Genomic DNA, 26200 nt, shown 5'->3' with positions numbered 1-26200 from the left:
TGGTTTGCTCCTTTTACATACAACTATGAATTAGCGGACTATTCATATTGCGCCACCAATGTTCCGAGGTTTTCAGGATCGGGGGTGACGCCGAGACCGGGAGTGGAGGGTGGTGTGACAGAACCGTTTTGATTGCGCGCGCCTTGCCCGGGGACGGGATCAACTGACAAGTGATAGTGGCACAGCCAACTGGCGAGACGGTTGGCCTCGGGCGTGGAGGCGGCAAGGTGGATGGCGGCAGAGTCGGCAAGGGCGGAGCCACCGACGTCTTCGATGTGCATCTGCCAGCCGACCGAGACGCCAAAGTCGCGGATTTGTTTGGCTTTGGTGAGGCCGCCAACGCGATTGGGTTTAACCTTAACGCCTTCGCCCGCGCTGCGTTTCCAAGCTTCAAGATGATCTTGAAATGTGTGCATGCATTCATCAAGCATGATCGGGTTCGAGACACGATTTGCCACATGAGCGCATTGATCGAGTGTTTCGCAGGGCTGTTCAACCCAGTCGCGGGCTTTGACAGAGTTCAGGACTTCGATGGCGGTGGCGGGTTGCCATGCGCGGTTGACGTCAAAGGTGACTTTGTGGCCTTGCGGCAGGGACGACGAGATCGCCTCGATCCGGGCGATGTCCATGGCGATATCGGTGCCGCCGACCTTGGCGGAATGTACGGTGTAGCCTTTGGCCGCAGCCTTATCGATTAAAATGAGCATTTCTTCGGGCGTTCCGGTGGAGATAGAGGAGTTGACTGGGACGGCGGCGGGTTCAGATCCGCCCAAAAGTTGCCAAAGCGGCATGTTGGCGGCTTGGCCGAGGATGTCCCAGCAGGCCATGTCGATGGCGGATTTGGCGTAAGGGTGGCCGGGCAGTTGCACATCCATGACCCGGTTGATGTGTTGCAAGCTGCGAGGGTCTTCGCCGCTCAGCACAGGCGCGAGGGTTTCAATGCCGGCCCGGATGCCGGGGCCGTGCGCGGGCAGGTAGGTATGGCTCCAAGGACAACCTTCACCCCAGCCAGAAAGCCCTTCGTCAGTGTCGATACGGATAAAAGTGCTGTCGAGTTTTTCGAACTTTAATCGCCCACCAGAGAGGTAGTAAGGTTCGTTCAAAGGCATATCGAGTTGCCAAACGGTGATACGGGTGATCTTCATAAGGCGGCGCTCCGGGACTTTTGGTGGTGATAGGTTAGGGCCATTTCGGCCATGTGTTGCAGGGCGTTGGTGGGCAGTGGGGTTGCGGCAGGGATATGCGCGGCGCGGGTGCCTTCGAATTGGAAATGTTCGGCGTAGAGCGCGCGCCAGCGTGCAACCAGATCCGTCTGGCAGTGGACGTAGAGGATGCAATTGGCGTCATTCCACCCCAAACGGAGGGTCGTGCCCGCGCGTTTGGCGGGCAAATAAGCGGGCTGGCCCCATTTGAGCGTTTCTATCAGAGGGCCAGTGCCGGTGCTGTACGCGGCCTCATAGATCAAATCGCGAATTTGCATCAGCCGTGTGTTCACAGCAGGCGGCGCGGTGTTGAAAGCAGCAGCAACGTTTTCTGGGGGCGGGACCGTCATGATGCGGCCTCGCCGTAATCAGCTACTGGGCTACCCAAACTGTCGAAGTCGGGAGTGACACCGAGGCCGGGCGTGTCGGTGGCGTAAAGTTTGCCATCCTGCACAGTTGGCCCGTTGATGCCGGTGGAGCGGGTGTTGTAGTGGTGCAGATCGGTGGAATTGATCAGGTACTCTTCGGGTGTGGAGGTCGCGAAATGAGCCACGGCAGAGGTGGTGATTTCTCCACCCCAGGTGTCCTCGGATACGACTGGAATGCGGTTTTCAACCAGAAAATCCCGTACACGGCGGGCTTTGGACAGGCCGCCGAGGTTAGAGATTTTCAGGCAGCAGATTTCGGCCCCGTGGTCGGCGACGATGCGCTGCGCTGCGTGCAAGCCGGTGACGCATTCGTCCAATTTCATCGGCTGTTCGGCGACACGGCGGACTTGCTGGCATTCCTCATAGGTTTTGCAAGGCTGCTCGAGAATGAAATCAAGATCACGGGTGGCGCGGGCAACGCGAATGGCGTTGTCGACGCGCCATCCTTGGTTTGCGTCGGCCATGGCTTTTTCACCGGGTTTGAGGAGGGGCACCGCCTCGCGGATGCGGTCGATATCAATAACCCAGTCGGCTCCAACCTTGATTTGGAATTGGCGATAACCTGCGGCGCGGTGGCGGTCCAGCTCGGCAATGGTTTCGGGGATCGAACGTTGTGGGGCGACGCGGTACATCGGTGCGCCATCGGTGAGCTTGCCGCCCATCAACATCCACACAGGCTGATCCGAAGCTTTGCCAAGAATATCCCAAAATGCGGCGTCGAATGGGGCTTTGGCATAGCCGTGGCCTTGCACGATATTATCCATCAACCGTTCCATCCGGGCGACTTGTCGGGGGTCTTCACCCAGCAATTGGTTTGCGGCGAGGCGAGCGAAGGCTTCGACTCCTTCAGAGTGGGCGACCATGTAATTTTCGCCACACGGAGTGAACTCCCCACAGCCTTGGATGCCCGCGTCCGTATCGATGACCACAACCGAAGACTTGGCGACTGAAATGGCGTTGCCTGCGCCCCAGCCGTAGCTGCCGTCAACGTAAGGAAGGTCGGTTTTATAGATACGGATGCGGGTGATTTTCATGTTTAAGCTCCGTAGGTTGCTATTGGCTCACCAAGAATTTCGAGTTTGGGCGAAATGCCCAACCCCAAGGCATCGGGTGCTTCGGCGCCGCCATTCACGATAGGGGCGTCGAAATCGGCGGTGGAAAGCGTGACCATCGAGCGTGGGTCAAGGGCGCAGCGCAGCAGATTGCGCGGAGTGGATTGAGCGATGTGCAGAATGGCGGCGAAGGAAATTTCCGAGCCGACGGTATCTTGCACTGACATCACCAACCCGGCAGAGGCGGCGATGGTGCGTTGACGGATCATCGGAGTGATGCCGCCTTGCTTTGAGACCTTTAGGCCAACGCCGTCGCAGGTATCTTGCGCAATGGCCTGCATCAGGTCGGCCTCGGATTGGATAAGTTCATCAAGCAGCAGCGGAACGGTGCAGCGCTGGCGGAGCGACTGGGTTTCACGCCAGCTGGCGCAGGGAGCCTCGAGCACGAAATCTAACCCGGCGGGCAGTAATGAGAGCATACGCAGAGCATGTTCAGGGCTGAGGCCGTTGTTGGCATCGGCCAGAAACCATTCGCCGGGTTGGCGGTCGGCCAGGCAGGCCTGAATGCGCTCGGCGTCAAGCATTGGGCCACCTTCGGTCTCGGACGCACCGATCTTGATCGAATGGCCAAGGAAACCTTGGGCGCGGTGGTTGGCGACTTTTTCGTGCATCTTTTCCGGCGTGTCACCACCGATGGAAGAGATGACCGGGATGGCACCGGGGGTGCGTCCACCGAGCATATCGCAAAGGGGGAGGCCCGCGGCCTTGGCAGCGATGTCCCAGCAGGCGATGTCAAGCGCGGCGCGGGAATCGCGGTTGCCCTTGAGCGTGTCTCGCATCCTGTCCCAAATGCGGTCGTGTTGCCGAGGATCCATTCCGATGAGCGCAGGTGCGAGTAGGTCAATGCCCGCACGGGTGCCCCCCGCATAAGCGGCGATATAGGTCGAGCCAAATGGCGTGGACTCGCCCCAGCCTTCGAGGCCGGTGTCGGTGGTGATGCGCACGATGGTGGCGTCATAGGCGGTGTATTCGCGTCCGCCGGAGAGGCGGTACACGCCGCCTTTGACGGGCAGGTCAACCTGATAGACGTCTATGGATTTGATTTTCATGTGCTCATTCTCGGGGGATCGGCCAAACCGGCACCACGCCACAGGACAAAGGTCAGGATGGGGGCGTCGGTGGTGGTTAAGGCGTGGGGTTGATTGCTGAGGTGCAGGCGGGTGCCTTCTGGGCCAAGCGCGAGGGTGTCTTGGCCTTCGACCAAGAATTGGCCATGACCAGAAACAACGCTGTAAAGCTCTTCGGGTTCGTGCTGGTGCCAGTCATAGTGCAGGTTTGCGCCCCAGAAGCCGACGGTCATGCGAGTCTCATTGGTGAGGAAGTGCCCGTCTGGTCCTGCCAGTTCGAACCAGCCGAAACGATTGAGGAAATCACCGCCAACCTCCTCTTCGGTGTAAGTGTGCCGCCATTCCAGATAGGGAGCGGCGGCGATGATGGTATCGCGCAAGGGTTGGCTCACTGCGCTTGCTTCGCCGGGTTCGGTTGTCAGATGCGCGATATGCGGAAGGGCATGGGCCGGGCGTTCGGCATAGGTCAGATCTTGCGGCCAAGCGACGAAATTCGACAGCGCAGGCAGGGCGCTGTGCCAGACTTTGGCGGCATCCAAGAGAGTGTGCAGGGTGGCGCTTTGAGTCACGATAAGTCCTCGGGATAAGTAAAGACGGGTTTGGTATTCAGATCGCCGCGCCACAGCACATAGGCCATAACGGGGTGGTCACGAGTGATCAGAGCATGCGGCGCGTTCGACGGATGAAAGGCGGTGTCGCCGGGGCGCAGGGTTTGGGGGTTCTCACCTTCGAGGTGGAACTCTGCCTCACCTGCGACGACCATGTAGATCTCTTCAGCCGGATGGTGGTGCCAGGGATAGTGAAAACCGGCGGGTTGGTAGACGACAAAGGCGCGTATATCCGTTGCGCCAAAAGGTGCATCAATACCGATGATCTCGTAGCAGGCGAAACGGTTCAGGAAGTCCGCGCTTGCGCCTGTGCCTTTGTAAGTTTCACGCCATTGGGCGAGGGGGGCGGCATTGATCAGCGCATCCCGGAAGTCTGCGAAGGCGTTCGAATGGAGGTTTGGATCGTGGATCATAAGATCAGCTGCCGGGATGTGGTGCGGCGTAACGGGTTGCTCGACGACCGGCTCAGGGAGGGCGCAAAATTCCTGCAACGCCGGAACCCGCGCATGTGTTGCGCGGGTCTCGGTTAGCAGGGTTTCCCACCGTAGATCCATCAGGGCAGGACCACGATGTTGCCGGTGTGGCGCTTTTCGATAAAGGCGGTTTGTGCTTCGCGCAGTTGGGATAGCGGGAAGGTTTCCGCCAGCATGGGTTTCACCTCGCCGCGCTCGATATAGCTGACGACATCGCGTAAAACATGTGTCGGGAGGATGGTCGAACCGGTGAAGGTCAGATCGCGCAGGTAAAATGTGCGCAGATCAAATTCGACCATTGGTCCGGCAATCGCGCCCGCGCAGGTATAGCGCCCACCACGTTCCAACACATCAATCAGCTGGGGCCAGATAGGGCCGCCAACGATATCTGCAACAACGGTGATTTTTTCATCACCCAATGCGTCGCGCAGGTTTTCGGGGCTGCGAGGCAAAAGGACATCTGGACCACATTTCTGCACGTCGGCGTGTTTGGCCTCGGAGGCCATGGCAATGACGCGAGCGCCACGACGTTTGGCCAATTGGATCAGCGCACCACCCACGCCACCGGATGCCCCGGGGATGAGGACGGTATCACCTTCGCCCACATTGGCGCGCACCAACATACCTTCGGCGGTGGTGTAGCTACATTGAAAAGTGGCTAGTTCTGCATCCGTCAGATCGCATTCGATGGGAGCCACATCGCGTGCATCTGCCATGGTGAATTCGGCATACCCGCCATCTTTTTCAGAACCGAAATAGCCCGTCTTGTCCATATTTGATGGGTCATTCCAATCCCTGATCCAGCCTTCGATCAGAACGCGCTTGCCGATCAGACTTGCATCTGCCTCGGCGCCGACAGAGACGACTTTGCCAACTGCATCCGCACCCTGAATACGTGGGAAGGTGAGCGGTGCGCCACCCCAAGTGGGGTCATCCTCATTGATCTCGCCGTAAGCGCCCCCAGTCGTGGCTTCGTCCACAGCTTTGGAGTACCAGCCCGTGCGGGTGTTCACGTCGGTGTTGTTGAGCCCACAAGCGCCGACCTTTATCACCACGTCCATGGGGCCTGGCGTGGGAATGGGCCAGTCTTCGTGCCACTGGTATTGATCAAGATCGCCGTGGCCCATCAGGACCATGGCTTTCATTGTTTGGGGCAAATCGGTCATGGCATATTTCCTTTTGTTGGTTTCGAATCGCCTTTGCGATCCGACCGGGGCGAAGGGCTCTGCCCCTCGCGCTCCCCGAGATATTTATGGTCAGATGAATGGATCTTGCACTCCTTATCCATCTGCGCGGGGCAGAACGCTGGCCGGGTCGTAAGCCGGTTCACCCAAGATACGCCCTTTGCGTGCGTGGCCGGCGATGATCACTTCGATCTCGGTGCCGGGCACGTTTGCGTGGGGTTTAATATAAGCAAAGGCGAGAATCTTGCCGACTGTATGCCCGTAGGCGACAGAGGCTGTCGAACCCACGACTTTTCCGCCCAACATGACCGCCTCACCGCCGTGGCCGTCTTCAACTCCATTAGGTTCGATCTCGAGATAGGCGCAGACGAAAGGCATTGTGCCGTCTTCCGCCTGTTTGGCGCTTTCACGGGTTTTATCGACGCCGAGATACTCTTTATCCAGTTTCGCAAAGCGCATCACGTCGGCCTCGGGCAGGGTGACCTCGTTAGTCAGCTCGCCCGCGCCTTTGAACATCTTTTCCATCCGCATGGCGTTCATCGCGAAGGAACCGTAGTTCACGATGTTATGTGACTCACCTGCGGCCCAAAGTGCGTCATAAACCGCCAGTGCACTTTCGGCTGGAATGTGGAGTTCCCAACCCAGCTCACCGGCATAGGACATACGGAAGGCCCAGAGTTTGTGGCCAGCAACAGTGATTTCCTGCGCGCTGAGCCACTTGAACCCGGCGTTGGACAGGTCTGCATCGGTGCAAGTGGCCAGAACCTCGCGGGACATTGGCCCATTGAGAGCAAGGGCGGCCCAATCGTTAGAGCGCAGGATAATCTCTGCATTCTCACCTGCAAGGTTCTGGTTCAGATGATCGAGAAGGCGCTGTTCGAAGAACGCGGCGCACACCAGATAGAAGCGGTCCTCATCCAGTTTCACGATCGTTGTTTCCAGCTCGATCCGTCCTCGACGGTTGAGCATATGGGTCAAGGCAATGCCACCGACCTTTTGTGGCAGTTTGTTTGCCACCAGACGGTCAAGCAAGACAGCGGCATCGGGGCCTGCAACCTCGACCTTGGTGAAGGCCGAGATGTCCATGATGCCAAGGCTGTCACGTACAGCTTTGCATTCAGCGCCGACGATATCATGCACTTCGTTGCGTTTGAAGGAATAGTAATCGCGCTGTTCAACGCCGTTTTTGGCAAACCACCGTGGGCGCTCGTGACCGTAGACCTCTTCGTAGACCGCCCCTTTTTCTTTCAGGCGCTCATACATCGGCGATGGCTTGATCGGACGACCGGCCAGCCGGTTGAAATGCGGGAAAGGGATTTCGTGGCGCAGGCAGTAGTCTTCTTCAGCCTTGGTCATCTGCCAATCTTTGGTGGCGTACGAGCCGAAGCGACGAGGATCATATTCGCGCATCGAGATGTCAGCAGAACCATGTACCATCCAACGGGCCAGTTCGCGGGTCAGGCCGGGGCCCCAGCCGATGCCGATCTGTGTGCCACAGCAGCACCAGTAATTGCGCACGCCGGGGGCAGGGCCAATCAGTGGATTGCCATCTGGTGGGTGGCTGATGGCGCCGTGAACATCGCGGGTGATGCCCAATTCGGCAAAGATCGGCATGCGGTTCAAGGATTCTTCCAAGTAAGGCATGACACGGTCATAATCTGCCTCGAACAGCCAGTTTTCGTATTCCCATGGGCATTCATCGTGCCAAACCGAGTTCGGGTTCTCTTTTTCGTATATCCCGATCAGGCCTTTCTTCTGCTCCATCCGGATGTAGCCAGAAACCTTTTTGTCATCGCGAATAACGGGCAGCTCGGTTTCCAAATTTTGAAACTCCGGGACTTCGTCAGTGACGAAATAGTGGTGGGTCATCGAGGTCATCGGCAGTTGCAGGCCAGACCATTCGCCCATCTGGCGGGCGTAGGTGCCGCCGGCGTTGACCACATGTTCGCAAGTGATTGTGCCCTGATCTGTTTCAACCACCCATTCGCCATTGTCGGCTTGCGTGATGTTTGTCGCGCGGCATCGGCGGATGATGCGTGCGCCCTGCTGGCGGGCACCTGCGGCCATGGACATGGTCACGTTAGTGGGGTCAACGTGGCCGTCATCCGGGGTGTAAAGCGCGCCGATGACGCCTTCGAGGTTATAGTACGGATGCAGTTCAGCAACCTTTTCGGGGCCAACCAATTCGATGTTGAAGCCCAAGGAGCGGCCGACGCTGAGTGTGTGGCGCAGCCAATCCATTTCGTCCTCGGTATAGGCCAGACGAAAAGAGCCGCAGCCATGCCAAGTGACAGCCTGACCTGTTTCCGCCTCGAGCGCGCCGGAATAGAGACCGATGTTATAATCAACGCATTTGCCCAGGCCGAAGCTAGAGGTTGAATGTGTGATCTGGCCCGCTGCATGCCAGGTTGAACCGCTGGTCAGCTCGGCTTTCTCGAGCAGAACCACCTCGGAGCCCCAACCTTCGTGCGCCAGGTGGTAAGCAAGGCCAACCCCCATGACACCGCCGCCTACAATGACCACACGAGCGTGGGTGGGGAACGCTTTTTCCGACATTTTGATTTTCCTCATCACAGAGTCGCAAATTTGCTCGACAACGTAAGCGTACATCTGTACCGTCGTCAATCATGAATGACACAAATGTATCAAATATCGTTTTGGAGCGTATTTCGCGCGAATGGGAAGCCTTGACGCCGGAGGCGCAAAAGGCTGCGCGCTACGTGCTGGAAAACCCAAGAGACGTTGGGGTTTCCTCGGTGCGCGAGATCGCGGAGGCGGCCAAAGTGAAGCCCAATACCTTCGTGCGGATGGCGCGTCAGGTGGGATTCGAGGGCTACGATGATTTCCGGGAGCCGTTCCGTGAGGCGATTCGCCGGGGCACTGTGAGCTTCCCAGACCGGGCGCGCTGGCTACAGGATATTGCCGCTTCTGGCGCATTGGGACAATTGTTTGCGGATCAAGTCGGCTCGGCCATCCGCAATATCGAGGAAACATTTGCTGGGATCGATGAGTCTTCGATGGAAGTGGCGGCCAAGGCTATCTGGGCGTCGCGCAAGGTATTCGTGTTGGGGGTAGGGGTGAACAATTCCAATGCCCGCAACTTTACGTATCTGGCGTCGACCGGTATGCGCGATTTCAACGCGATACCAAAGCCCGGATCAACCGCAGCCGATGATCTGGCCTGGGCAGATGAGCGTGATGTGTTGATTGCAATCACTTGCCACCCGTACCGATCTGAAGTGGTCGAAGCGGTGAACGTTGCCCGAGAGCAGGGGGTCAGGGTGATTGGCATCTCTGATAGCCCGGCGTCCCCCATTATTCGCGGTTCTGAACACGGGTTTGTTGTCGCTGCTGATACGCCGCAGTTTTTTCCGTCATCCGTGTCGACTATTGCGCTGCTGGAAACGCTGTTGAGTTTCGTTATTGCCGTGGCCAGCCCCAAGATCGTCGAACGCGTCGAGAAATTCCATAAACGTCGCCATCAATTAGGTATCTACCAGGAGGAGCCTGAATGAACGCCCCGCTGATCCATTCCCTAGACGCGCGGTATTATACCGGCCCCGAAATTTTCGAAAATGAGATGCAAGGTTTGCTGGCCCGGACGTGGCAGTTTGCCGGTCACGTCAGTCAGCTGCCGAATGTCGGGGACTATTTCGCCTTTCAGATTGCCGGGCAAAACCTGTTTTGCATTCGCGGGCGCGATGGAGAAGTGCGAACGTTTTATAATGTCTGCCAGCACCGCGCGCATGAGCTGGTGAAAGACACCGGGAATACGCGGGTTGTTGTATGTCCTTACCACGCTTGGACGTATGAATTGACTGGGCAGTTGCGTGCAGGGCCGAACATCAAATCGGTTCCGGGGTTCGACAAAGAAAAGATCTGTTTGACCGAGGTGCGGACCGAGGATTTCAACGGCTTTATCTTTGTTAATCTGGATGACGATGCCAAGAGCATGGATGACTGGTTCCCCGGTGTGCGCGAAGAGATCCGCGCGTTTGTGCCGAATATCGACAAGCTGGCCCCGTTGGAGTGGGTGGAGATCGATGAGAATTGCAACTGGAAGGTTTCGGTTGAGAACTATTCTGAGTGTTATCACTGCCCGATCAACCACGCGACCTTTGCCGAAGGTGTGGTGAAGCCGGAAACTTATGACATTCAGCCGGACAAGGACGGTGGCTATGTTCTGCGCCACACCACGGAATGTCAAAGCATGGACAAGATGACCTACCCGATCGATACCTCGGTACCGCATTCCGAGGAATATCAATCCTGGTTCCTGTGGCCGATGGTCAGCTTCCAATGCTATCCGGGCAACGTGCTGAACACCTATCACTGGCGTGCGCGGGATGTGGATCACTGCACCGTTTATCGCGGCTGGTACACTGAAGATGGGGCCGAAAGCGATGTGATCCGCGGGCTTGCTGTGCAGGACCGCCAAACCACGGTCGAGGAAGATATCCATCTGGTTGAATCCGTGCACAAGGGGTTGAAATCACGTGGGTACAAGCCCGGACCACTGGTGTTGGATCCGAAGTGCGGGGTGAATTCCGAGCACTCTATCCAGAAACTGCAGCAGTGGATGAGGGAGGCGGTGGATGGGTAGGCTGCTAATCTACGCACTTGTTTTAACGAGTATTGCGGGGGCAGCGATTGGATGCATCGCACCCGATGCTCACAGATATTTCCTGTTTGAAAGTGCCGAGAAAATTGAAAATCCGGGAGAGTTCGTCGCCAAAGTTGAGGTCCTATCATTCGTGCCGGCAGAATATGAGATCACGGGAGACGTACTAATAAATGGAAAAAAGTACCCTCGGAGAAAGCTTGTTCAACCGGCATCTCTTGCCTTCAAGGTGATCGAATTTGTCAGAGGCCACCATTCTGGAAATGAATTTGAAAGTGAACTTCAGTTCAATTCATGCACAGGGCTTAAAGAAGTTGCTTCGGGGCGTGTCGCTTACGTTTCGGGCGACATAGAGGATGAACAGTTGATTGTGAAAGACTTCAGAAGAAAAAGAGAAAATAACGAAGAGGGCTTATATTAATTCGTCGCAGTTTCACGAATGCGCAGGATTTGTCCAGCAGCATTTGGTGGCTGAGAAAAGAGGAATGCATCCACCGCATGAAGCGGATGATAAGGAGGTGGAATGGCTCCACGGGTTGAGGTCTATTATTCACTGCAAAGCGACTATTGCTATCTCTTGCTGGATCGGCTGATTGGGCTGGCAGACGAGGGTGTGCAGGTCGAAATTGTTCCGGTTTTGGGTGGGGTGCTGCGGTTGCCTCACCGGTATCAGGGCCGGGATGAGCTGGAGCAGCAGTATTTCGAGGCCGATACCAAGCGGTTGGCCGAATTTCTGGAGTTGCCGCATGCCTATCCTGACCCATCACCGATTGATTTCAAACCGGGATCACTGTGGATCGCGGAAGAGAAACAACCCCGCAATGAATACCTGTGCCGCTTGTACGTTGGGGCCGTTCGCGCAGGGCGGGCGATGGCGTTTCTGGATGTGGTGGGGCGGATGCTGTGGGACGGCTCTACGCCGGGATGGGATCAAGGCGATCTCCTGAGCAGGGCGATTGCAAAGATCGGGCTTGATTTGGCGGAGGTGCTGGAGGGCACCAGCTGGGACAGCGCAAAAGCGGAACTGGATCGCAATGCTGAGGCGATACTTGCTGCTGGGCACTGGGGTGTGCCGCTGATGGTCTATGAGGGAGAGCCGTTTTACGGGCAGGACCGTTTTGACCATCTTGTTTGGCGGATACGACAGCGGGGAGGTTTGCAATGAATATTGAGTATACAAAACGGGAGGGCCGAAGATGCTGATGCCAGAGAAATGGACGCCGGAGCAGAAACTGTTCCCGTATCAGGTTGGGTTTACCTGCCCTCCGTTTGATTATGATGCCGCTCCGTCGGACTTTTTGCGGATGTGCCCCGAGACCGTAGGGGTGCATGGTTGGATGTTGCACGTGCCGGATTATGTGCATGGGTTGGATCAGCGTAAACAGAACTTTGGCATGCTTGATGACTTTGTGCACTGCATGGCGCGCAATGGTGCTGATGTGGCGGGCCAAGTGGGGTCGAATTGGGTGCATGCCTGCGGGTTGGGTGTCGATGGCGTGCGCCAGCATTGCGAAGACCTGTCGGATAAACACGGCGTGCAGTTTCACATGGCAGGATACGCCATGGTTGAGGCGTTGCGCGCGATGAATGTCGAGAAAGTGGCCCTTAACGGTGCCTATCACTGGCCAGAATGGTGGCAGGGAACTGCGGGCTTTCTAAGAGAAGCTGGATTTGATGTGCTCTGGGCTGGGAACTTTCATGATCAGGGCTGGTTTGAAAGCCAAGAAGAGATCAACAAGTTGCGCTGGGTGTTTGACGGCGATCTGTTCGAGAAGTCCTTTCTTTATGTCGCTGAACAAGCGCCTGAGGCGGATGCTTATCTGATCAACGGGATGTGCAACTTTCGCTCTGGCCCAAATGAATTGCCGCAGCGCCCATTGCATCTGACACGCAATCTGGAATCCAAACTGGGCAAGCCGGTAATTGGCCATGATACCGCGCTTTATTGGCGTATTTTTAAATCCCTTGGTCTGGCGCCGGTGACGAAACAAGATCGTCTGCTCTCATCGTTGAAAGGATAAACGTTATGCATAAGATTGTTGCTTTGTGGGCTGTGCCCCGGTCCACCTCGACAGCCTTTGAATGGATGATGCGACAGCGTGGTGATCTGGATTGTCTACATGAGCCCTTTGGAGAGGCTTGGTATCAGGGCGAGAACCCGCTGTGGCAAAGGTATAAAGAGGGCGATGTGAAAACACCTGGCCTGACACTTGAAAGTGTCTGGGCGGATATAAAAGCACGCGCAGAAAAAGGCCCTGTGTTTACCAAGGATTTCCCGCATTATATCAACCACATGTGGGACGCTGAGTTTTTGTCGAACTTTACCCATGCGTTTTTGATCCGCGATCCGGCGAAAACAATTACGTCTATGCACAACAAATGGCCCGACTTTCATGAGGGTGAGGTGGGATTTCCTGAGCAGCGCGCCTTGTTCGATTTGCTCTGGGCCTTGAATGGCTCGCCGCCGCCGGTGATCGACAGTGATGATCTGTTGGAAAACCCACATGACGTGACGCAGGCTTTTTGTGAGGCAGTGGGTATTCCCTTTATTCCAGAGGCGCTGACCTGGGAACCGGGCGGTAACCCGTCCGAGCACAGCTGGTGGGATGGTGGATCGTTTCATGCCAATCTAGCGCAGTCCACCGGGTTGACGCCGCAAACGCGCAGGTATGTGGCGCTTGAAGATACACCGCCACGAGTACAGCAAGTACACCGGCGGATGAAGCCGCATTATGATCGGCTCTATGCCCACCGAATTACAGCTTGAAAGACGGACTATGACTGACATCCAATCTTATTGGCGCAATTATATTGATGGTGAATGGGCCGACGGCGGCGCGGGCCGGGTTGACGTGATCAATCCAGGTACCGGCACAAAGCTGGCGGAGCAGGCGCTGGCGGATGAGGCGGATGTCAACCGCGCCGTGCAGGCGGCCAAGCGCGTGCATCAGTCTGGCGCGCTGTCTGATATGCGTCCGATTGAACGTGGCCGTTTGGTACAGGCAATGGGACGCTATCTGCTGGATAATATTTCCGAGATTTCGCGTGTTCTAACTTTGGAGCAGGGCAAGCCGCTTTGGGAGGCCGAGATTGAGATCAAGGGCGCGGCGGCTTATTTTGAGTATTACGGCAATCAGGCGTCTACGGTCGAGGGGCGTTCAATCCCACTGGGCGCGGGCTATTTCGATTTTACCGACAATGTCCCTTATGGCGTGTCGGCGCAGATCATTCCGTGGAATTATCCGGTTGAAATGACCGCGCGGTCGTTGTCGGCGGCTTTGGCTACTGGCAACACTATTGTCATTAAAACACCCGAGCTGACCCCGCTGACCAATGCATGGTTCGCCCATGCGGCCGAGGCGGTGGGTCTGCCCAAAGGTGCGGTCAATATTCTGTGTGGTTGGGGTCATCAAGCGGGCGCGGCCTTGTCCGGGCATCCGGATGTCAATCAGATTGTCTTTACCGGATCTGTTGCAACAGGCGTGGCAATCGCCACAGCGGCGGCGCAAAACGTTGTGCCCTGCGTGCTGGAGCTGGGCGGCAAGTCGGCAGCGATTGTACATGATGATGCGGACTTGGATGCGTTTGAAAATGATATCCGCTGGGGCATCTATTTTAACGCCGGTCAGGTCTGTTCGGCGATGAGCCGGGTGATCGTGCACGAGTCGCGTCATGATGAGCTGGTGGAGCGGGCCGTTAAGGTTGCGCGTTCACTGTCGGTTGGGCCGGGGATCGAGCGTGTAGAGGCGGGTGCCACTATGGGATCTATGGTGTCTGAGGCACAGCGCGACCGGGCGGCAGGCATGGTTGGCGATGCTCAGGCCGCCGGGGCCGTAGTGGCCGCAGGTGGCCGCAAGATGAACATCCCCGGTGCGTTCTTGGAATCTACCGTTTTGGCCAATGTCTCCCCGGATATGACAATCGCACAGGAAGAAGTATTCGGTCCGGTTCTGTCTGTGCTTAAGTTTCGCGATGATGCCGAGGCCGTCGAGATTGCCAATGGAACGCAATATGGATTGGTGGGCGGTGTCTTCACCCGTGATCTGGACCGCGCGACCCGTGCCGCACGTCAAGTGCGCGCTGGGCAGGTGTTTGTGAATGAATGGTTCGCCGGTGGAATTGAGACGCCCTTTGGAGGTATCGGAAAATCTGGCTATGGTCGCGAAAAGGGTCGCGAGGCGCTTTGGAACTATGTCCAGACCAAGAATGTGGCGATCAAGTTAGGGTAAGGAACTGAATGGACTATCAAATCGGGCATCCGCAGTCGGTTCGCGAGGTCGTTGAAAATGGTCTCTGTATTGGCTGTGGCTTGTGCGAGGCACTCGCGCCTGACCGATGGTCCATGATGATGACGGTGCAGGGGCGTTTGCGCCCCGTGCCAACAGCCTTGGAACAAGATCAAAAAGACCAATCTATTTTGGCTGCTTGCCCCGGTGCGGTGGCAATAGCCACGGCGACTGGCGACAAGGAAGACCCTATTTGGGGGCGATACTTTCATATGGGGGAAGCATGGGCCGGAGATGAAGATATCCGGTTCCGCGCAGCCACTGGAGGCGTTTTAACTGGGCTTGCTGTACACTTGCTGAGGAGTAAGAAGGCAGAGTTCATTCTTCACTGTGCGGCGAATGATGAAAATCCGATGCGCACCAAATGGGAAATCAGCGAGACCCCAGAACAAGTACTGCAAAGAGCCGGGTCGCGGTATGGTCCGTCGAATACGCTTGCAGGATTGGAATATGCTTTAGAACGAGGTCAACCTTTTGCGATCATTGCCAAGCCTTGCGATGCAGGAGCCGTGCGACAGCGTGCCAAGTCTGACCCGCGCCTAGATGTGCTGCTTGTCGCTGTGTTGGTGATGGTGTGTGGTGGGGCTTCAGAGTTGGGAAAGTCGGAAGATTTACTGGAAGAATTCGGAATTGAAGAAGCGGACCTAAGCCTGTTCAGGTATCGCGGATACGGCAATCCGGGGCCGACACGGGTTGAGACGCACGATGGCCGCGCGTTTGAAAAGACTTATCAGGAGTTCTGGGCTGACGAATCCGGTTGGAAAATTCAAAGCCGATGCAAAATTTGCCCAGACGCGATTGGTGAGGCGGCGGATGTTGCAGCCCTTGATGTTTGGCCCGGTGGTGCCCCAGTTGGTGAAGACGCTGGGTTCAACGGGGTGATCACCCGGTCCAGAACCGGGCAAGATTTGGTTCAAGCTGCCGTCGAGACTGGTGATCTGGTGTTGGGGCAAGATCATGCACCACGGCAATTGGACGACTTTCAGCCACATCAGGTCGCTAAAAAGCATGCTGTGGCCGCGCGGCTCCGAGGACTCTCAAAAGCTGGACAGCCGGTCTATCACCACGATGGGTTGCGATTGTCTGAGCTGGATGCAAAGGATGAAACCGATGAACACGGTGCCTTTGAACGCGCAAAGGCCAGACGATTTAAAGAAGAAATGCCAAAAAACGCGCAAGGAGACAGCGATGGATAATATGTTCGAGACAGGGCTAGAACAACGAAAGGCGACGCTTGGTGCGGAGTATGTTGAAAAGAACCTCGCAGCAGCCGATGGATTTACCCGTTCTTTCCAAGAGGCCATGACAGCCTGGTGCTGGGGCTTTGGCTGGGGTGACGATACGATTGACCCCAAAACCCGTAGTATGATGAACCTGTCGATGTTGGGTGGTTTGGGCAAAATGCATGAATGGGAAATCCACTGCCGTGGCGCATTGAACAATGGCGTCTCCAAAGAAGAAATCCGTTCGATTATTCATGTCGTCGCTATTTACTGTGGTGTTCCGCAGGGGTTGGAATGCTTTCGCGCTGCGAAAAAGGTGTTCGAAGAGCGTGGGATTACTTTCGAAGAGTAATTTGACCTAAATATCTGCTTTGGAGGGAATTGAAATGAGCAAACCTTGTATCATCTGCGTGGCGATCACCGGCTCTGTTCCCACCAAAGCAGACAATCCCGCTGTGCCCATTACGGTGTCTGAGCAAATTGAATCCACACAGGAAGCGTTTGAAGCGGGGGCATCGATCGCGCATTGCCACGTACGTTTGGATGACGGCACACCTTGCTCGGACCCTGATCGTTTTGCCCGACTGAAAGAAGGGCTGCAAAAACACTGCCCCGGTATGATCATACAGTTCTCAACCGGTGGTCGTTCTGGTGCCGGAAATGAGCGCGGGGCCATGTTGCCACTTCGCCCCGAGATGGCGTCTTTGTCGGTGGGGTCGAATAATTTTCCAACGCGGGTCTATGAAAACCCACCAGAATTGATTTCTTGGCTGGCCAGTGAAATGCGCACATATCAGGTGGTGCCGGAGATCGAGGCCTTTGACATGAGCCATATCCTTCATGCGATTCGGATGCATCAGGAGGGCCTGCTTTATGGCAAGCTTTATGTTCAGTTTGTCATGGGGGTACGCAATGCAATGCCAGCCGATAAGGATGTGTTTGATTTCTACGTGGAAACAATGAAAATGCGCGCCCCAGATGCAGAATGGTGCGCCGCAGGCATTGGTCCCAACCAGGTTGTGGTCAATGAATGGGCCATTGCAGCAGGTGGGCACACGCGCACCGGCCTTGAAGACAATATCAGATGGGACAAGGGGGCATTGGCCCGGTCTAATGCCGTATTGGTAAAACGTGCTGTTGATATTTGCCAAAAATACGGGCGCCCGGTTGCGACTCACCATCAGGCGCGGGAAATATTGGGGCTCGTGGCATTGCCATAAGGTGTGCAAGTTGCGTGCGCGTTTGATTCCCCGGTCCGGTCGTTTGAAAAAGGCCTATAACCTTTGTTTGCCGACCCTGAGATACAAGGGTGTAGTTATTGGTGAATTTGAATTTTTTGCGCAAAACCACGTTGCAGCCTTGTAATTATGCCTTTTAGCGCGCTGTCAGAAAAATGTGTGTGTTCTAAGTGCCACAACAAACGCAACATTGAAGCAAAGGTTTGCGGTTTCGTTGACAGTTGGGGGGTGTTTGCTCCATTTCATCATTCAAGCCGTGTCCACTCCGGGGCGGCAGAAATGAAACTTTCCTGCTTATACGAGGAGGGACACCCTTTGAAAAAGCATCTCTTGAGCACTAGCGCGATCGCACTTGGCGTAGTCGCAGCAGCACCAGCTTCAGCCCAAGACTGGGATCTGGACTGGGGTGGATACTTCAGCTCGCACATCGCAATCGTTGACGTAAGCGGTAACGGCGCAAGCGGTACCGACTATGACGGCATCGGTTTCCTGAACACCGGCGAAATCATCTTCTCGCCAAGTGTTACTCTGGACAACGGTTTGACATTCGGTGTCAACGTTCAGATGGAAGCGCAAAACGGTGGCGGCGGTTCTGACGGCATCGACGAATCGTACATGACCATCAGTGGCGACAGCTTCGGTCAGCTGATCATCGGTTCTGAGAACTCAGCCGGTTACAAATCCATGGTCGGCGCACCTGGTGTAACTTCCATGTACATCAACTCGCCTTCGATCTCAGCCTTTATCCCGCTGTCGAGCGTACTGCCATTCTCATTCCGTGATGCTGGCGTATCTTCCTACACCGAAGTTGGTGGTAACAACGACGTTCCACGTCTGACTTACTTCACACCTAGCTTCAATGGTTTCCAAGCTGGCGTTTCGTATGCACGCAACAACCGTGGTAACGCAACTCAAGGCTTCGATGCCAACGGTGCTGTAAACAACACCCGTATTGGTGACGTCGAAGATATCTTCGACCTGGGCATGAGCTACAACCAGACTTTCGGCACAGTTGACGTATCACTGGGCGCACGTTGGGGTACAGGTAGCGTTAAAGGTGGCACATCTACAACTGCTGCGTTCTTCGACACAGATCCAACATCTGCAACCGTTGGAACAGTTGTTCCTGCGGCGACAAGCACAACAACAAGCGGTGATATCACAACTTGGGGTATCGGTGCTCAGCTTGGCTTCGGCGCAGTAACCGTTGGTGGTAGCTATGCTGAAAACAACAACAATGACGCTGGCAACACAAGCTCAACCGGTTGGAGCTTCGGTGGTACATATGACGCGGCTGGCCCATGGGCATTCGAACTTCTGACTTACCAAGGTGAGTACAAGAGCTCGGGTACCGGTGGTGCAGACGAAGAGTATGAAGCATACCGTCTTGGCGCAAGCCGCGACTTGGGACCAGGTGTTGATTGGGACATCTACTACGTTTACGCCTCAGGCGAAGACAAAGGTAGCTCCGCTAATGACGTTGATGGTAACATCATCGGTACAGCGATCAACCTGAGCTTCTAAGCTTCGGACAATAAATTGAACGAGGGGGCATTTTGCCCCCTCGTTTTTTTTGTGCCACAGAGTTATATAGCGTTCGAAACTATCGGGTATAAAAAACAATGAAAAAAAGCATCGTCTGGCTGGCGTCCTATCCCAAGTCTGGGAATACATGGACGCGCATTTTTCTTGCCAACTATCTGATGAATGCAAAGGAACCCGTCCCGATCAACGAGGTCCATCGTATCGGCATGGGCGACTCGATCGCGAAGACATATCATATGGTGGCGGGCCGCAAGGTTGACACAAGCAATGTCGAATTAACATTAGCGTTACGCGATAAAGTGATGCGCGGCATTGTTGGTAATAATGCGGATGTTAACTTTGTAAAAACTCACAATATCCGTATGGTCGCACGCGGCGTTCCCCTTGTTCCTGAAAAGTATACAAAATCAGCAATTTATATTCTACGTAATCCGCTAGATATGGTCCTGTCCTATGCCCGGCATTATTCTTCGACTGTTGACGATGCCGTGATGCGGATTGGCCGCGAAGACAATGGCAATGCGCCCGATGATAAGACTGTCGCCCAATTTTTGGGAACCTGGTCTGATCACGTAAATAGCTGGACAAAATCCGTGCCATTTCCAGTGCTGGCAATTAGATACGAAGACCTTCTTGAAGATCCGGAAAAGTATTTTTCTAAAGTGCTTGAGCATATCGGAGTGCCTGTCGATCCGGAACGGCTTAGTCGTGCGGTCGAATTCTCGAGCTTTAAGGCACTTGCCGCACAGGAAGAAGAAGTTGGTTTTGTCGAAAAACCGCAATCCGCCGAAAAGTTCTTTAACAAAGGGCAAAGCGGGCAATGGAAAAATGACCTGAGCGAAGAGCTGATCCAGAAGGTTAAGCGCGACCACGGGAATGTTATGAAACGTTTTGGATATCTCTCATGAGTAATTTACGTCGGATCATTTGGCTCGCTTCCTTTCCAAAATCAGGAAATACATGGATGCGCACCTTGCTTGCACATTACATGATGCCGACTGGAACGGCGCCTGATATCAATAACTTAAGGCAGTTTACAACAGGTGATGTGCGGAAGGATTTTTATGATGCCGCGCTTGGAAGACCCTATCGAACGAATAAAGCGGAAGATTGGGTGAAGGTGCGTCCAGCGGCGTTAAGGCTAATAGCAGCGTCAAAGCCCAACCACCATTTCGTGAAAACACACTGTGCTCCGGTGAAGTTGTATGGTGTTGATATCATTCCGCCAGAGGTGACGGCTGCTGCGATTTATATAATGCGCAATCCCTTTGATCTTGCGCCGTCTTTTGCACGTCACCAATCTTGTGACATTGATACTGCCATCGATCGGATGACCAATCCTGATATGGTGATGGGGACTCCAGAGGGGATATATGAGTATCTGGGGCGTTGGGACAACCATGTCAAAACATGGAATATTGCAGACGGTCTACCGCTTCATGTCGTTCGCTACGAAGATATGCTGCAAAACCCTGCCAAAGTGATGCGTAAGCTGCTTCAAAAGTTTCTCAAGTTGCCGATTGATAATCCGAAGTTGGCAAAGGCGCTAAAAGCAACAAGCTTTGAAGCTCTAAAAAAACAAGAAGAAACGCTTGGCTTTACGGAAAAGCCTGACGGAATGCAGAAGTTTTTCGCCAAAGGCCAATCTGGAGTGTGGAAAGAAGACCTGACACCAGAGCAAGTTGGGCGCATTCGCAAAGAGTTTCTTCCGACGCTGCAACGATGGTATCCAGAGATGCTCGAGGAGACGCGTGTATTTTCGCAATCAGACCAAACAAATGATGCATCTTGAATGTGCGTGAGTTGATTAACGGCTGGATCGGCCTAATGTGTTTTAGAACGTTTGAGGGAAAGTAAGATCATGATGGAGAAGCTGTTTTCTGCGATCGCTTGCGTTGGGTTTATTGCTGGATGCGCTCAAGTTGTTTCAACCAGCTCGTCAACTTTGGGAAACAATTTAGTCGTTGATGGTGGCAAGTATACATCTGGAGGCGGTTTGACGATTGTTGCTGAATTGCGCAACAATCAAGGTCTAACGATGCTGTGTGGTGCTTGGGCCCAGAGTCGGCAACAATCGATATTAACTAAGAATGTGAAAAACAAAGTTCTTGGTGTGGCAAGCTATTTGGTAGGAAACGAGCGCATTCATACCGGGTTCGTCTTCATGAACGAAGTGGCACCTTCTGCGAATTACGTCGGACAAGAATCCAATTGCATTACACTCGAACGACCTTGGCGTGCTGAATATGCCAGCAACGGTAGGATCAACATTCCACGTGTTTTGGTTTATGGCGACTTTGATCCGTTTGGTGACCCCTCGGTTTACTTCATTCAAGAAGGCCCTCGGGCTGGCTCGTCCTGACACGCGTGAAAGCGGCATGATGATTGTAAGAGCATGAACACTAATTCACGCCCAAACCTAGAGCGATCCGCGCGCCTGTCTATCGCGCCGATGATGGACTGGACCGACAGGCATTGTCGCGTGTTACATCGTCACCTGTCCGGGCATGCCCTGCTATATACAGAGATGGTGACCGCACCTGCTTTGGTGCGAGGTGGGGCATTGCACTTGTTGGATCACAGCCCCGATGAACATCCTGTGGCCTTGCAATTAGGAGGCTCGGATCCGCGGGAATTGGCTCAGGCCGCGCGCTTGGGGCAGGACGCGGGCTATGATGAAATTAACCTGAATGTCGGCTGCCCCTCTGATCGGGTACAATCGGGTACGTTCGGCGCGGTATTGATGAAAAATCCGGGGCTGGTTGCTGAATGCTGCGCCGCAATGCGGCAGGCAGTTGATGTGGACGTGACTGTGAAGTGCCGGATTGGGGTGGATGATCAGAACCCCGAAGATGTTTTGCCAGAGTTTCTTGCCAGGATCATCGCCGTTGGGATTGAACGCGTGAGTATTCACGCCCGCAAAGCTTGGCTTCAGGGATTGTCACCCAAGGAAAACCGGGACATTCCACCATTGGATTACGATCTGGTGATGCGGATGAAGGGGCTATTTCCGTCGCTACATATTTCGATTAATGGCGGCATTACCTCACTTGATCAGGCTGAAGAGTTCCTTGAAAGAGGTCTTGATGGTGTCATGGTCGGCCGTACGGCGTATCACCAACCTGCAGATCTGCTTTGTACGGCGGACCGCCGGGTGTTTGGGGCTACCGTAGCTGATACGACTGCAGAAACCGCCGTGCACAAAATGCTACCTTATATTGAGGCGCATATGGTATCTGGTGGGCGTTTGCACCAAATCACACGGCATATGCTTGGCCTTTTTTCCGGGCGACCGGGCGCACGCAATTGGCGACGCATTCTGTCTGAAGGGGCACATAAATCTGACGCCGGTCCCGAGCTGGTAGAACGTGCATTGACTGCGATTTTAGTCCCGGCTGAAGCGTAATCGTTGCGCTCTGGCGCAGAGGTGATCACGCGTGGCTTTCCCTTCGGAATTGGCCGGTGTATGCCTGCACTTAGATCAAGCGGAGGTGATGATGTCTGATCCCATGCTTCTTGCGCAGATGCTGATTTTACTGATGGCCATCGGCGCCTTTGCCGGGGTGCTGGCCGGACTTTTGGGCGTTGGCGGCGGTATTGTATTGGTACCCGCATTTTTCTACACTTTTCAGACGCTTGGTTATGATGGTCCGCAGCTGATGCAGATGTGTCTTGCCACATCTTTGGCGACGATCATTGTGACATCGGTTCGCTCTGTGCTTAGCCACAACAAAAAAGATGCAGTGGATTGGGGTATCCTGCGAAGCTGGGCGCCAGGTATCGCGGTTGGGGCCGTGTTAGGTGTGGTTTTGGCGGCTAATATGCGCTCGGAAACATTGCAGGCACTCTTTGGTGTGTTTGGCTGTGTAATCGGGTTGTACATGGGGTTTGGCCGGGCGGAATGGCGTTTGGGGTCAGCGATGCCCAAGGGACTGGCGCGAGCGGCCTTATCGCCCGGCGTTGGGTTTCTATCGGTATTAATGGGGATTGGCGGCGGCAGTTTTGGTGTACCTTTGATGAGCCTCTACGACACCCCCATTCATCGCGCTGTGGCGACGGCTGCTGGGTTTGGTATATTGATTGCAGTGCCCTCAGTGATTGGATTTCTCACCCTTGAGATCGCCAGTGACCACCGCCCGCCATTTACAGTGGGTGCGGTCAATCTGGTGGCCTTTGGTATCGTTATTGCGATGACGCTGATCACAGCACCTTGGGGGGTGAAGCTGGCCCATGCGATGGATCCTAAGCCTCTCAAGCGCGTTTTCGCGGTTTTTCTGACGTTGGTGGCCTTAAATATGTTGAGAAAGGCCATGGGATGGTGACGCCGCTACTTGATAAAGGCTGGGTTAAGTTTCCCGTCGATCGGTCACTCGATGCGTGGTTGTCCGAAGCACATAGCGTCGCGGTTGAGCGAGTGAAAGACCCTGAGCAACAACGTGAATGGCTGCAGTGCGAAGGCACGTGGTTTGTTGGCGTCGATACATTGCCGAATGATGCATCTGGCACGGTCGGGCAGGCAGGGCCATTGTGCGGTAAGGCGTATCAAGTGGCGCGTGATCTCTATGGTGATCTGCCTTTGCACGCTGGGCAGGTTTCGGTCATGTATCCCGGTTATCCCAAACCACGTGATGGTGAGGCTGAAAGCGCCTTTCGGTATCGTCTGAAACGAGAGGCGGCGCATGTAGATGGGCTTTTGGCTATTGGACCAGAGCGTCAACGTATGTTGAAAGAACCACATGCCTATATTCTAGGTCTGCCGTTGACCGGGTGTGATGCCAGTGCCAGCCCCCTAGTCGTGTGGGAGGGCAGCCACCATATCATGCGCGCAGCGTTTGAGGCGCACTTGTCCAAGTGTCCCGTCGAAACTTGGAGGGATGTCGATTTGACGCAGATCTATCAAGCAGCCCGGAAAGAGGTGTTTGAAACCTGTCCACGCATTGAACTGCCGGCAAAACCGGGTGAGGCTACGTTGCTTCACCGTCATGTTCTGCACGGTGTGGCAGCATGGAAAGAGGGGGCTTGTGCGCCGCCAGAGGGCCGGATGATCGTCTATTTTCGACCAGAGTTCAGGGGCGGCGCCGAAGAGTGGGTGAGTGCCCCGTAAATAGACAGGCTTGTTTTCAAAAGCTAGTTTTGAGTGCCTGGCGCTTACATGGTGTGCAGATTATCCGCGGGCGATGCGGGCGGCGCGGCCGCCGCGGCGTTTGCGCAGCATGGGGGCACGGCCGGGCAAGGCTTCCATGATTTCGTTGCGCTCTTCGTTGGACATTTTAGACCAGCGCGCGATTTCATCGGTGGTACGAAAACAACCAGTACAGATACGAGCCTCAGGGTGAACCACGCAAATGCGCACGCAAGGGCTTGCGATTTCACTGCGTTTCCAGACGGGTACATCGTTCACTATTCAGCCCTCATATGCGCTAGTCGGTCCAATACTCCTTGTAGAATATAGGATGCCGCGACGCTATCTATAACCTCTGAGCGACGTTTTCGTGTCGCATCCGCCTCGAGTAGTGCCTTTTCTGCCGCAACTGTGGACAGACGTTCATCCCAAAATCCGATGGGCAACTCGGACAAACGCGCCAAATTACGGGCGAAAGAGCGGGTGGATTGGCTGCGCGGACCTTCCGAGCCGTCCATATTGAGGGGCAGGCCAAGGATGATGCCACTGACCTGCCGATCGGCAGTGATTTCCAACAAACGCGTAGCATCGATGCCGAATTTCTTGCGTTTCACGGTTTCAAACGGACTGGCGACTGTTTGAAATGTGTCCGAGACGGCGACACCAATGGTCTTTGTGCCCAGATCTAGTCCCATTAAGGCGCTGTACTGGGGCAGAGCTGCGGAAAATTCTGTGATGTCGTCATAGATCATTGGGTTACTCCGGCATCTCGGGCCGCGGCACGCAGCGTGCTGATGGCTGTGGGGGTTTGTTCAAAAACATTCTGGGCTTCTTGCCAGATCATGCGGGCTTGATCCGTGTCACCCAAAACACCAAGCGCGCGGATCAACCGGGCCCATTCCTCGGGGCTACCGCCTTCGGATGCCAGACGATCCGAGAGCTGATTGACCATACTCTGGATCATATCTTGACGATCGTCGTCGCTAAGACCTTGTGCGGCACTGATGGCATCAGCATCCGGGCCGGGAAGGGGTGTTGTAGTAGGTACTTTATATTCCACACCCGCACGCCAAGCGAGCTCCTCGATGCGGCTGCTAATGGGCGCGATCCATTGGGCATCTGCAGGGCCTTCTGTCAGCAGTTGCTCCCAAAGGCGAAAGGCGCTGTCAGGGCGGTCAACCTGTATCAAGAAAAGGCCCAGATAATAACGAGCGCGCGGATCAGATGGGTCGCGCTCAAGCGCCAAACGCAGGGCCTGCTCTGCATCAGACGAGACATAGCCTCCGGCTGCGCTGATCATCAAATCGGCCCAAAGGGTGTAGTCCTCTGCTGTGGTTTGTGGGCCTTTCACGGTAATGACTTGCGCCTGTGCCGCATGGGCGGCCACCAGATTGCCAAGTGTTGCCTCGTTTTGAACCAACAGGCGCAGGCCCTGCAGGTCGCCGGGGCGCTCAGCCACTGTATCACGCAGCTTTTGGATCAGATCCTGATAATCAGCACTAATTTCGGGCGCAGTCGGAAGGGAGGCTCGTGTCTCGGCCTGAACCTGATCAAGGCGGGCGCTGCGCGCATTATCAGAGGCTGCAAGGCGCGATTCAAGCGACTGATCACCATAACCCGGTGCGCCAAGCATGGCATATAACGCAACCGCTGCCCCGATGAAGGCCATAATAACACTTCCGGCAAAGAGACGATTGGCGGTTGGGGTTGGGCCAATACTGCTGGTCTCTGCTTGAAGGCGCGTATCTGCCGCCAACAGGCGGCGCGATACTTCGACGCGGGCGCGTTCGGCCTCATCTTTCGGGAGGGTGCCGCGGGCGGTGTCGCGTTCAATCTCCTTTAGCTGATCACGGTAGATTTTCAGATCATTGGCTGCATCTGGCTGCGCCTCGCCTTGGGATATGAATAAGCTACGCAACAGGTAGAGACCTGTCACAAGGGCCAGTCCGATGAATGTGATCCAAAAAAACATGCTGCCTCCGGCGATCTGATCCTCATGTAACGGTCGTATGGGTGATCGAAAAGGGGGCAGAGGGTCACATAGGGTCACGAAGACCACTTGATTTGCCGCATATCCTTTATATGTCGCAA

Annotated in this window: 28 protein-coding genes; 17 read left to right on the top strand and 11 right to left on the bottom strand. The window is 55.1% G+C overall.

What is annotated here, in order from left to right:
• Positions 1–38: 38 nt before the first annotated feature.
• From D9A02_RS16565 to D9A02_RS16530, 8 genes are all read right to left on the bottom strand, one after another.
• Entirely contained in the window at positions 39–1145 is a 1107-nt protein-coding gene (locus D9A02_RS16565) for a mandelate racemase/muconate lactonizing enzyme family protein (RefSeq protein WP_120501996.1), read from the bottom strand.
• A complete protein-coding gene (locus tag D9A02_RS16560; RefSeq protein WP_120501995.1) occupies positions 1142–1552 on the bottom strand; it encodes a DUF1801 domain-containing protein in 411 nt (136 codons plus the stop codon). Before D9A02_RS16560 ends, D9A02_RS16565 begins: the two co-directional genes overlap by 4 nt.
• Positions 1549–2664 (bottom strand): mandelate racemase/muconate lactonizing enzyme family protein, encoded by a 1116-nt coding sequence (locus tag D9A02_RS16555; protein ID WP_120501994.1) that lies wholly within the window; start codon positions 2662–2664, stop codon positions 1549–1551. Before D9A02_RS16555 ends, D9A02_RS16560 begins: the two co-directional genes overlap by 4 nt.
• A 2-nt stretch (positions 2665–2666) precedes the next feature.
• Positions 2667–3791: a mandelate racemase/muconate lactonizing enzyme family protein gene (locus D9A02_RS16550; RefSeq protein ID WP_120501993.1), complete on the bottom strand. Its 1125-nt coding sequence runs from the start codon at positions 3789–3791 to the stop codon at positions 2667–2669.
• Positions 3788–4378: a dimethylsulfonioproprionate lyase family protein gene (locus tag D9A02_RS16545; RefSeq protein ID WP_120501992.1), complete on the bottom strand. Its 591-nt coding sequence runs from the start codon at positions 4376–4378 to the stop codon at positions 3788–3790. The genes D9A02_RS16550 and D9A02_RS16545 overlap by 4 nt, the downstream gene beginning before the upstream one ends.
• Positions 4375–4971 carry a dimethylsulfonioproprionate lyase family protein gene (locus tag D9A02_RS16540; RefSeq protein WP_120501991.1) on the bottom strand — a complete coding sequence of 199 codons (597 nt, stop codon included), beginning with the start codon at positions 4969–4971 and terminating at the stop codon, positions 4375–4377. The genes D9A02_RS16545 and D9A02_RS16540 overlap by 4 nt, the downstream gene beginning before the upstream one ends.
• Entirely contained in the window at positions 4971–6056 is a 1086-nt protein-coding gene (locus tag D9A02_RS16535; protein ID WP_216824964.1) for an alcohol dehydrogenase family protein, read from the bottom strand. Before D9A02_RS16535 ends, D9A02_RS16540 begins: the two co-directional genes overlap by 1 nt.
• 114 nt (positions 6057–6170) lie before the next feature.
• The gene (locus D9A02_RS16530) at positions 6171–8630 is read right to left on the bottom strand and encodes an FAD-dependent oxidoreductase (protein WP_120501990.1); all 2460 of its coding nucleotides are present in this window, start codon (positions 8628–8630) and stop codon (positions 6171–6173) included.
• A gap of 71 nt (positions 8631–8701) precedes the next feature.
• Here D9A02_RS16530 and D9A02_RS16525 point away from each other — a divergent pair, with 71 nt between their 5' ends.
• The 17 genes from D9A02_RS16525 (at position 8702) to D9A02_RS16445 (ending at position 24091) form a co-directional block, all read left to right on the top strand.
• Positions 8702–9589, top strand: coding sequence for a MurR/RpiR family transcriptional regulator (locus tag D9A02_RS16525; protein ID WP_120501989.1), 888 nt, complete (start codon positions 8702–8704; stop codon positions 9587–9589).
• Complete coding sequence (locus tag D9A02_RS16520; RefSeq protein ID WP_120501988.1) at positions 9586–10677, top strand: aromatic ring-hydroxylating dioxygenase subunit alpha; 1092 nt, start codon at positions 9586–9588, stop codon at positions 10675–10677. The genes D9A02_RS16525 and D9A02_RS16520 overlap by 4 nt, the downstream gene beginning before the upstream one ends.
• Positions 10670–11116: a hypothetical protein gene (locus tag D9A02_RS16515; protein ID WP_120501987.1), complete on the top strand. Its 447-nt coding sequence runs from the start codon at positions 10670–10672 to the stop codon at positions 11114–11116. Before D9A02_RS16520 ends, D9A02_RS16515 begins: the two co-directional genes overlap by 8 nt.
• Positions 11117–11218: 102 nt before the next feature.
• Positions 11219–11860 carry a DsbA family protein gene (locus D9A02_RS16510; RefSeq protein ID WP_120501986.1) on the top strand — a complete coding sequence of 214 codons (642 nt, stop codon included), beginning with the start codon at positions 11219–11221 and terminating at the stop codon, positions 11858–11860.
• A 31-nt stretch (positions 11861–11891) separates the two neighbouring features.
• Positions 11892–12716 carry a hypothetical protein gene (locus tag D9A02_RS16505; RefSeq protein WP_120501985.1) on the top strand — a complete coding sequence of 275 codons (825 nt, stop codon included), beginning with the start codon at positions 11892–11894 and terminating at the stop codon, positions 12714–12716.
• 5 nt (positions 12717–12721) lie between these two features.
• Complete coding sequence (locus tag D9A02_RS16500; RefSeq protein ID WP_120501984.1) at positions 12722–13462, top strand: sulfotransferase family protein; 741 nt, start codon at positions 12722–12724, stop codon at positions 13460–13462.
• A 10-nt stretch (positions 13463–13472) separates the two neighbouring features.
• Positions 13473–14924 (top strand): aldehyde dehydrogenase family protein, encoded by a 1452-nt coding sequence (locus D9A02_RS16495; protein ID WP_120501983.1) that lies wholly within the window; start codon positions 13473–13475, stop codon positions 14922–14924.
• Positions 14925–14932: 8 nt separating this feature from the next.
• On the top strand, positions 14933–16177 hold the full coding sequence (locus tag D9A02_RS16490) for a Coenzyme F420 hydrogenase/dehydrogenase, beta subunit C-terminal domain (protein WP_120501982.1): 1245 nt from the start codon (positions 14933–14935) through the stop codon (positions 16175–16177).
• A complete protein-coding gene (locus D9A02_RS16485) occupies positions 16170–16556 on the top strand; it encodes a carboxymuconolactone decarboxylase family protein (protein ID WP_120501981.1) in 387 nt (128 codons plus the stop codon). Before D9A02_RS16490 ends, D9A02_RS16485 begins: the two co-directional genes overlap by 8 nt.
• Positions 16557–16590: 34 nt before the next feature.
• On the top strand, positions 16591–17424 hold the full coding sequence (locus D9A02_RS16480) for a 3-keto-5-aminohexanoate cleavage protein (protein WP_120501980.1): 834 nt from the start codon (positions 16591–16593) through the stop codon (positions 17422–17424).
• Positions 17425–17757: 333 nt separating this feature from the next.
• A complete protein-coding gene (locus tag D9A02_RS16475) occupies positions 17758–18966 on the top strand; it encodes a porin (protein ID WP_254054654.1) in 1209 nt (402 codons plus the stop codon).
• 98 nt (positions 18967–19064) lie between these two features.
• Complete coding sequence (locus tag D9A02_RS16470; RefSeq protein ID WP_120501979.1) at positions 19065–19895, top strand: sulfotransferase domain-containing protein; 831 nt, start codon at positions 19065–19067, stop codon at positions 19893–19895.
• Positions 19892–20779, top strand: coding sequence for a sulfotransferase domain-containing protein (locus tag D9A02_RS16465; protein ID WP_120501978.1), 888 nt, complete (start codon positions 19892–19894; stop codon positions 20777–20779). The genes D9A02_RS16470 and D9A02_RS16465 overlap by 4 nt, the downstream gene beginning before the upstream one ends.
• 72 nt (positions 20780–20851) lie before the next feature.
• Positions 20852–21349 (top strand): hypothetical protein, encoded by a 498-nt coding sequence (locus D9A02_RS16460; protein WP_162933113.1) that lies wholly within the window; start codon positions 20852–20854, stop codon positions 21347–21349.
• Positions 21350–21382: 33 nt separating this feature from the next.
• A complete protein-coding gene (dusA, locus tag D9A02_RS16455) occupies positions 21383–22393 on the top strand; it encodes a tRNA dihydrouridine(20/20a) synthase DusA (protein WP_120501976.1) in 1011 nt (336 codons plus the stop codon).
• Positions 22394–22484: 91 nt separating this feature from the next.
• A complete protein-coding gene (locus tag D9A02_RS16450; RefSeq protein WP_120501975.1) occupies positions 22485–23309 on the top strand; it encodes a sulfite exporter TauE/SafE family protein in 825 nt (274 codons plus the stop codon).
• Entirely contained in the window at positions 23303–24091 is a 789-nt protein-coding gene (locus D9A02_RS16445; RefSeq protein WP_120501974.1) for a hypothetical protein, read from the top strand. Before D9A02_RS16450 ends, D9A02_RS16445 begins: the two co-directional genes overlap by 7 nt.
• 60 nt (positions 24092–24151) lie before the next feature.
• On the opposite strand, the gene D9A02_RS16440 is transcribed toward D9A02_RS16445, so the two are convergent.
• The 3 genes from D9A02_RS16440 to ccmI are packed head-to-tail and all read right to left on the bottom strand — an operon-like array spanning position 24152 to position 26081.
• Positions 24152–24388 (bottom strand): DUF1289 domain-containing protein, encoded by a 237-nt coding sequence (locus D9A02_RS16440; protein WP_120501973.1) that lies wholly within the window; start codon positions 24386–24388, stop codon positions 24152–24154.
• Complete coding sequence (gene ruvX / locus D9A02_RS16435) at positions 24388–24861, bottom strand: Holliday junction resolvase RuvX (protein ID WP_120501972.1); 474 nt, start codon at positions 24859–24861, stop codon at positions 24388–24390. The genes D9A02_RS16440 and ruvX overlap by 1 nt, the downstream gene beginning before the upstream one ends.
• The gene (ccmI, locus tag D9A02_RS16430; RefSeq protein ID WP_120501971.1) at positions 24858–26081 is read right to left on the bottom strand and encodes a c-type cytochrome biogenesis protein CcmI; all 1224 of its coding nucleotides are present in this window, start codon (positions 26079–26081) and stop codon (positions 24858–24860) included. Before ccmI ends, ruvX begins: the two co-directional genes overlap by 4 nt.
• Positions 26082–26200: the final 119 nt, after the last annotated feature.

The organism is Roseovarius sp. EL26 (assembly GCF_900327775.1).
Classification (GTDB): Bacteria; Pseudomonadota; Alphaproteobacteria; order Rhodobacterales; family Rhodobacteraceae; genus Roseovarius.
This window is presented reverse-complemented; position numbering and strand designations above follow the sequence as displayed.